Origin of the sequence: Paenibacillus pasadenensis (genome assembly GCF_023715725.1) — a bacterium.
In the GTDB taxonomy this organism is placed as follows: domain Bacteria; phylum Bacillota; class Bacilli; order Paenibacillales; family Paenibacillaceae; genus Paenibacillus_O; species Paenibacillus_O pasadenensis_A.
Window position 1 is genome coordinate 141,212 of record NZ_JAMBOT010000009.1, and the last position, 7,535, is coordinate 148,746.

A 7,535-nucleotide genomic window follows, 5' to 3' on the forward strand; every position below is an offset into this window, starting at 1 on the left:
GCGCAGCGTGCGCTTGGACCGGCCTTTTTTATTCTGGACGAATTTTAACTTCGGGCCAAGTAAGTGGAGTGTTGCTGCCGGACGGCTAGCTTCTGGAGCTGTTTAAGAAGAAACCGGCTCAAAAGCAGTTAATCAACGGAGTGCTGCCAGTTTCGTATGGCCTAGTCCGGCATGGTATAATCTTGAGCACATTAACCGCCCGACAAGGAGCCGCTTATGAGGATTGGATTTCGCACATTAAAAACAGCGGTCGGCGTCAGCTTGTCCGTCTTGATCGCCCAGCAGCTTGGACTGCTGAACTTTGCCTCGGCGGGCATCCTCACTTTGCTCTGCATTCAAAAAACGCGCTGGCAGTCATTCCATGCCATTTGGGAAAGACTGCTGGCTTGCCTTGTCGCCATCGTTATTGCCGGCCTGGTGTTTGAGCTGATCGGCTATCACTCGCTGCTGTTTGTTCCGATCTTTTTGCTGCTGATTCCTTTATGCGTTAAGCTGCGCTGCAGCGGAGGCATCGCCAGCAGCTCGGTTATTATGATGCATGTGTATATTCAAAAGGATTTGACGCTCTCATTTATCGGCAACGAGCTGCTTATTATTCTGATCGGCCTCGGGATGTCGCTTGCCGTCAATCTGTATATGCCGGGCAACGAGCGCAAGGTGCTGGAGCTGAAGCGGCGGATTGAAAGCCGGATTGAAACGATTTTGCGGGAGCTGGCGATATACCTCAAGGACGGCAGCAGCATATGGGACGGCCGCGAACTTCTGGAGCTGGAGCAGCTGCTCGTTCAAGCCAGGGCGCTCGGGGTACAGGCAACGGAAAATGATTTCAGCGGCCGGCGCAGCCTGTTTTATTCCTATTATGAAAGACGGCGCAAGCAGGTCGATATACTGAAAATCATGATGCCGCTCGTTTCTCAGGTGGACACAAGACTGGAGCAGGGGCGGAACATCGGGGAGTTTCTGGACGATCTTGCGGATCATTGGAACACCATCCCCGGCGGGAGGGACTATCAGGACCGGCTGAAGGAAATTCGCGTGTACCATAAGGAGCTGCCGCTGCCGGAATCGCGCGAGGAATTTGAAACGAGAGCCAGCCTGTACAGCATGGCGAATGAGCTGGAGCGGTTTATTTTAACGTTGGATTAACTGATTTCCTTCCAGCAGCGTGGCGATGAAACGTTCGGCGCTTTTGGACAGATAACGGTCGCGTCTCCATACGATGCCGACCTCGGAATGAAAGCTTCCGCCCTTCAGCTCCCGCAGCTCCATATCGGACATTTGAAATGAAGCGAGCACGGAGCGGGGCAGCACTGTAGCGCCAATTCCGGCGGAAACAAGCGACAATATGACGGCAACGCTAGAGCATTCACATAGAATACGCGGCTCGCAGCCGGCGCGCCGGAACTCCTGCAGCACTTTTTCGTGCATGGCGGTTGTGCGGTCTGTTTTCAACGTTAGAAAAGGATGCTCCGCCAGCTCGGCAAGCGTAATTGCGCCTTCCTCTTCCGGGGCCCAGCCCATTGGCAAAATAGCTGCAAAAGGGTCGGAGGGCAGAACAGCCGTCCGGTATACGTCGGGATTGCCGTCGAACTCGAACGGAAGCCTCGTTATGATCAGTTCAATCGTTCCTTCGTCCAGCTCTTCCCCCAGCGAAAAATGATCCCCCTCATGCACTTTAAACGTGACCTCGGGGTACAGGCTGTGGAACTGGCGGATCGGCGCGGGCAGCAGCGAGATGCAGGAGACGACGGCGCCGACGGACAGCATGCCGCGTATGCCCTCCTCCAGCTCGCGCACCTCTTGAAGCGTATCGGCAAATTCACGCATAAGCCGCTCCGCGCGCTCCAGCAGCAGCTTGCCGGCTCCGGTCAGCCGCAGGCTGCGCCCGACCCGGTCGAACAGCAGAACGCCGAGCTCTTCCTCCATCTGTTTCAGCTGGCGGCTGAGCGGAGGCTGCTCCATATGAAGAACGCGGGCGGCTCGCGTAATCTGCCCTTCACGGGCAATGGTTATAAAATAATTCAGCTGCCGCATGTCCATGACAGAAGTCTCCTTTTTTGGGGAAGAATGAATCATTCATACCTTAAAGGTATGCAGAACTGGATAAAACCCGTCCTTTAACTATATCCAATGAGTTGGTATGATGACTAGTAGAAGAATGAACGGACGCCTGACGGGGCGGACGGCGAGAGAGGAAGAAATGAAGATGAGTTACGAATTCAAGATTGAGCGTACCGCGAACCCTAAGGCGAAGCAGTCGTTGAAAGGCTCCGTGTTTGGCACCCGTTTTACGGATCATATGTTTATTTTGGACTACGACAAAGGGCAGGGCTGGCATGACGGCCGCATCGTCCCTTACCAGCCGATTACGCTGGACCCGGCGGCCAAAGTGTTCCACTACGGCCAGACGATTTTTGAAGGGCTTAAAGCTTATTTGACGGCTGACGGCCGCGTCCTGTTGTTCCGTCCGCGCAGCAACATCAAGCGGATGAATCTGTCCAACGCCCGCATGAGCATTCCGACAATCGACGAGGAGCTGTTCCTTGAAGCTCTGCGCCAGCTGCTTGTTGTGGAACGCGACTGGGTGCCTTCCGAAGAAGGCACATCGCTGTACGTTCGTCCTTTTGTCATCGCGACTCAGGCGACGCTCGGCGTATCTCCATCCACTCAGTACAAGTTCATGATCATCCTGTCTCCAGTCGGCGCGTATTACTCCGAAGGCGTTAATCCGGTATCCATCTATGTGGAGTCGGGTTACGTTCGTGCCGTTCCAGGCGGCGTAGGCGAGGCAAAAACGGCGGGCAACTATGCAGCCGGCCTGCAAGCGCAAGAGGAAGCGTCGGCAAAAGGGTACTCCCAGGTGCTTTGGCTGGACGGCGTGCACCGCAAGTACATCGAGGAAGTCGGCAGCATGAACGTGTTTTTTGTAATCGGCAACAAGGTCGTCACGCCAGCGCTGAACGGCAGCATTTTGCACGGCATTACGCGCGACTCCGTCATCCAAATGCTTCAGCACTGGGGATATGAAGTCGAGCAGCGCCAGCTGTCGATGCAGGAAGTGGCTGACGCCCACCGCAGCGGCGAGCTCAAGGAAGCGTTTGGCACGGGCACGGCTGCGGTCATCTCGCCAATTGGCGAGCTGTACTGGCAGGGCGAGGCGATGACGCTGAACGGCGGGCGCACCGGCGAGCTGTCGCAGCGTCTGTACGACGAGGTAACCGGCCTGCAGCGAGGCGAGAAGGAAGATCCGTTCGGCTGGACGGTTGAGCTGAAGGACTAAGCTGGATGAACCGTCATTGATTTGTTGAAAATAAAAGGCCTTCGGCCGCAGTCTCTAATGGAGGGCTGCGGACTGAAGGTCTATTTTTATAAAATGAACCAATACTCCGAATAACCCGGCGCCGCGCAGAATTATCCTTGGCCACCTGAATCTTGTATGGTGCTCAGCTTGTACGATTTATCGTACAAAAACCGATTTGAAGCCGCCTTTTTTCTACGCTTTGTATGATAAAACATACAATTCTCCACTTTCGCCGTCCATGGCAAGCCCAACTTGTATGATTTTTCGTACAAACTTTGATAAATGGACACGGCCCAACCACACTTTGAGTGATAAATCATACAAATAGCGCGTGTTCCCCTAATAAAAAAACAGCCGCCTCCAGTTCGGAGACGGCGAAAATTATAAAGCGGCTTGCGCTTGCTCCGCTGGCGGAGCTTTTTGACGCATAATCGGCACCATCGCGAGCGCGCCGATCAGAAACAGCAAGCCTGAGCCGCTATAGATGATTTCAACGGAAAAAGCATTTTTGAGCGTGCCGGCAAACGACATGGACAGGACCATCATGCCGGTGAACAGCGGATTAAGCACGCCGTTGACGCGGCCGACGATGGAGGCGTTCGCCCATTTGAGAATCATCGTGCTGATGCCGATATGAACGCACGGAAACATGAGTCCATTAATAAACTGGACGCTGAGCGTAAGCGGTACGCTTGTGGAGTATCCGATGATGATCGTACAGACCGCGCCGCTAATCATTCCAATTGCAAGCAGAAGCTGGGGAGAAACCCGTTTGGCAAAAGCCGCGACAATCCCGCCGCCGATCAGCATAGCGATTCCGCTGACCATCAGCATGTACTGCAGAAATTCTTTTTCTTTGCCCAGCTGCTCCGTTACGATAAACAGATTGAGCGTCTGTCCGACGCCAACGGCAAGACCTGCAAGCAGAAACGCCAGTCCGAGCATGCGCAGCACCTGGCTTTGCCACACATATTGAAATCCTTCTGCGAGCTCACGGAGAAACTGGCCTTTGACCGCTGCCGGACGAGGTTCTTGCGTATCCTTGGGCAGGCGCACCAGCACGAGCGCGGACAGCAGGAAGGCAACGCCCATGACTGCAATGGATGCCTCCAAATCGTAGCGGCTGTAGATAAACGTTCCGAGCATCGGGCCGAGCACCATAAAGGTGGCAATCAGAGATTGAAACAGCGCCATCCCTTGCTGCATCTGGCTTTCCGGCACATGCTGCTTGAACAGCTTCATGCTGGAAGGCTGGGAAAACTGTGACAAGATGGCGGAGATAAAGGCTACGAGATATACCGATTCCCAGCTGCCATAATGAATCGTGAGCAGCACGACAAATACGGAGACGGCGGATAACAAATCGCATCCGATCATCGTGCGTTTAGGCCGCCACCGATCGGCGAAGGTGCCTCCAATAAAGGAAAAGACAAAAATCGGCGCGAACTCGGCTACGCTAATGAGTGAGATGGCATAGGGATCGTTATTTGTTTGCTCCGCTACATAGAGGAGAATCGCAAAGTTTCGCACCCAGATGCCGATTTGCAGCAGGATGCTGGACAGTATAATCGTCTGCAGGAAACGGTTGCGCAACAGGCTGTTTGGGGGGGCGTTTATTTCTTCTGGACTGTTCAAAGAGATCAACCACCTTTTTGAAGGACTGCGGATACAATATAGCTGATGTTTACGGCTTTATGGGAAGCCGGGTAAATCGCGGTAGAGCCAGTTCTCTGGCTACCGTATCCATTGTACTTAATATGTTGAAATTTTCCAGGTAAAGTTTCTTTTTAACTATAGTTTACAGACACGGCATATTCTTAGAAAACAAAAAACACGTATCAGTGACGGTCAACGCTCATATTCTCCTTCTGTGTGCACCTAGACCTGCATAGGGAAAGGATGGATGGGAACTTGACGACTTCGTATATGGACTATACCGCTCCTAATCTCAGTTTTTCGTATGATATGCGGAACAACACGGCGTTTAAAACGAACGACCAGAACTACATCAATCTGCTCGGCTACAAACAGCTGCCGACGCTCGGTTCAGCGTCGCTGCTGGATATCTTCATGAGCAAGGGCCATTATGTGGAGCCTCATTACCATCAAAATGCTTCAGAGCTCGTGTACCTCATCTCGGGATCTGCGACCGTATCGATGATCAATCCGTTCACGAACCAGCTGATTAGCATAGCGATTACACCGCAGCAGGTCGTCATCGTGCCGCAGGGCTGGTGGCATTATGAGGAGGCAACATCGGATAACACGCATATTCTAGCCGTCTTTGATGCTCCAACGCCGCAGGTTATTCTCGGCTCCGATCTGCTGCGGCTTACTCCGGCTAACGTTATGGCCAAAACGTACTGTCTGGACGAGGCCAAGTACAAGGAAGCCATCTCGCCAATTAAACAACCAGTGGGAATCGGACCGTTGGATAACTGCAAGCAGCACCGGGCAGCCGACGAGGAGGGCTCTGCGGAAGAGGGCGATTGGCCGGCTGCTGCAGGGGCTATTTCCGCTTATGATACCGCGCCTCCGTGGGCTGGAACGAGCGCTTCGGCAGTGCCTGCCTTTGTTTACGGGCAATCGCCGTTTCGCACGCAGCCTCCCGGTTATTATTCTCAGCCATTTTCGCCTCAGCCGCCTTACGGCTATGCTCCGGTGCAAGGTTATGCTCAGCCATATGCATCGGCACCGGCCGTTTACGGGCAAGCGCAGCAAGCGGGATATGCGCAGCCGTCCTATTACGCTACTTACGCTCAGCAGCAGTCATACCCGCAGCAAGGTCAAGGGGCTTTTGCCGGGCCGTTTGCGGCTCAGTCTGCCGAAGGAACAGGGGCGTACCGCTAGGGGATAAAAACTGAATTAAGTCTGTTGCAAGTGAAAAAAAGCCTGCTTCCGTGACGGAGGCAGGTTTTGCTTTTAATTGGATATTGTTGGATGTTAATATGTTGTAAGCTGAAGAGTGAGCACTTGTTTTAGTTATAGCAAGGGAGATTAATTTAAATGAACAACAGAACGAAGATATGGTTTCGAATAGGAATGGGGACAATACTTCTGATTCTTATCTACAATACTACCTTAGTGCAGGACTTCGTAAAGTATGGGTTTAAACCGAGCACAAATTTTAACAAAGCGATTCTTCTAGAAGCTGATAAGGAGAAGGTATCAAGCCTGACATATGCTGCTGGCCCAGAGAATATGAGCGATGAATTTGTTGTTGAAGATAAAGAAAAAATACAAGAGATTTTAAAGCTTCTATCCGCTTTACAGAATTTCGGCTGAGAAAGCCCCTTCCTTTAGGATTGGGATGAATCAGCCGGATTTTATTAGCTCTCAAAACCATTGTTGCAGTTTTTATGACAAACTGATACAGTATCCTCATGAGCCAAGACTACAGAACGACTAAAACAACGGTTTCTCTACTCAATTATCATTTTGTATTTTGTCCAAGATATAGACGTAAGGTACTGATTCATGAGGTTGAGACACATCTTCAACAACTTGTGCAGGAAATCTGTTTAGAACATGATTGGAACATTGTTGCAATGGAAGTCATGCCAGATCATGTACATCTCTTTCTCAACGTCTTGCCAACCGATTCTCCAACAGAAATCATGGCAAAAGTAAAAGGAATCACTTCTCGTCGGTTGCGTCAACATTTTGAACACTTGAATCACATGCCTTCTCTTTGGACACGCTCCTTTTTTGTCAGTACAGAAGGAAACGTTTCAAGCGAAACCATCCAACGATATATTGAAAATCAAAAGAAAAGGGGGTGAACGACATGCAAGCGTTAACCATTCAAATTCGCATCTTTCCAAACAATCCTACTTTATTGGTAGAAATGGGTAGGGAGTACATCAGGACGGTGAATCGTTTGACGGAAATGGCGGAACAGTTAGACTCATTTCCTAAGTTAACCTCTAAGACCGTAGACGCTTCACTGCCTTCTGCAATTAAGAACCAAGTCATTCGTGATGCGAAGAGCATTTACCAGAAAACAAAACAGGCGCGTAAAAAAGATACAGATGCAAAACGCCCCATTCTGAAACGTCGGGTCTATTATATTAATAACCAGAACTATTCCATTCGTGAAAACTCAATTTCATTTCCAATATTCATGAATGACAAGGTACAGCGCTTAACTGTGGAAGCTGCCATCGCTGAGCGAGAAAAGCGTCTACTTGAGACCAGTAAACTTGGGCTGCTTCGCATTGTTCAGAAGTCGAAT

Annotated in this window: 7 protein-coding genes and 1 pseudogene; 6 read left to right on the top strand and 2 right to left on the bottom strand. The window is 51.2% G+C overall.

The genetic code is table 11. The features are described from left to right. Nucleotides 1-216: 216 nt before the first annotated feature. The gene (locus M3223_RS18905) at nucleotides 217-1,146 is read left to right on the top strand and encodes an aromatic acid exporter family protein (protein WP_251564449.1); all 930 of its coding nucleotides are present in this window, start codon (nucleotides 217-219) and stop codon (nucleotides 1,144-1,146) included. On the opposite strand, the gene M3223_RS18910 is transcribed toward M3223_RS18905, so the two are convergent. Beyond that, nucleotides 1,132-2,040 carry a LysR family transcriptional regulator gene (locus M3223_RS18910; protein ID WP_251564451.1) on the bottom strand — a complete coding sequence of 303 codons (909 nt, stop codon included), beginning with the start codon at nucleotides 2,038-2,040 and terminating at the stop codon, nucleotides 1,132-1,134. The genes M3223_RS18905 and M3223_RS18910 overlap by 15 nt on opposite strands. A gap of 166 nt (nucleotides 2,041-2,206) precedes the next feature. Between M3223_RS18910 and M3223_RS18915 the strand changes: the two genes are divergently transcribed. After that, nucleotides 2,207-3,280 carry a branched-chain amino acid aminotransferase gene (locus M3223_RS18915; RefSeq protein ID WP_251564474.1) on the top strand — a complete coding sequence of 358 codons (1,074 nt, stop codon included), beginning with the start codon at nucleotides 2,207-2,209 and terminating at the stop codon, nucleotides 3,278-3,280. 402 nt (nucleotides 3,281-3,682) lie between these two features. On the opposite strand, the gene M3223_RS18920 is transcribed toward M3223_RS18915, so the two are convergent. Beyond that, the gene (locus M3223_RS18920; RefSeq protein ID WP_251564453.1) at nucleotides 3,683-4,936 is read right to left on the bottom strand and encodes an MFS transporter; all 1,254 of its coding nucleotides are present in this window, start codon (nucleotides 4,934-4,936) and stop codon (nucleotides 3,683-3,685) included. A gap of 276 nt (nucleotides 4,937-5,212) precedes the next feature. Between M3223_RS18920 and M3223_RS18925 the strand changes: the two genes are divergently transcribed. The 4 genes and pseudogenes from M3223_RS18925 to M3223_RS18940 all read left to right on the top strand — a co-directional run. Beyond that, nucleotides 5,213-6,151, top strand: coding sequence for a cupin domain-containing protein (locus M3223_RS18925; RefSeq protein ID WP_251564455.1), 939 nt, complete (start codon nucleotides 5,213-5,215; stop codon nucleotides 6,149-6,151). Nucleotides 6,152-6,307: 156 nt separating this feature from the next. Then, a complete protein-coding gene (locus M3223_RS18930; RefSeq protein ID WP_251564457.1) occupies nucleotides 6,308-6,586 on the top strand; it encodes a hypothetical protein in 279 nt (92 codons plus the stop codon). A gap of 98 nt (nucleotides 6,587-6,684) precedes the next feature. Continuing rightward, a complete protein-coding gene (gene tnpA / locus M3223_RS18935; protein WP_251564459.1) occupies nucleotides 6,685-7,083 on the top strand; it encodes an IS200/IS605 family transposase in 399 nt (132 codons plus the stop codon). 5 nt (nucleotides 7,084-7,088) lie between these two features. Next, nucleotides 7,089-7,535 (top strand): annotated as a pseudogene (locus tag M3223_RS18940) (RNA-guided endonuclease TnpB family protein); the annotation flags it as partial.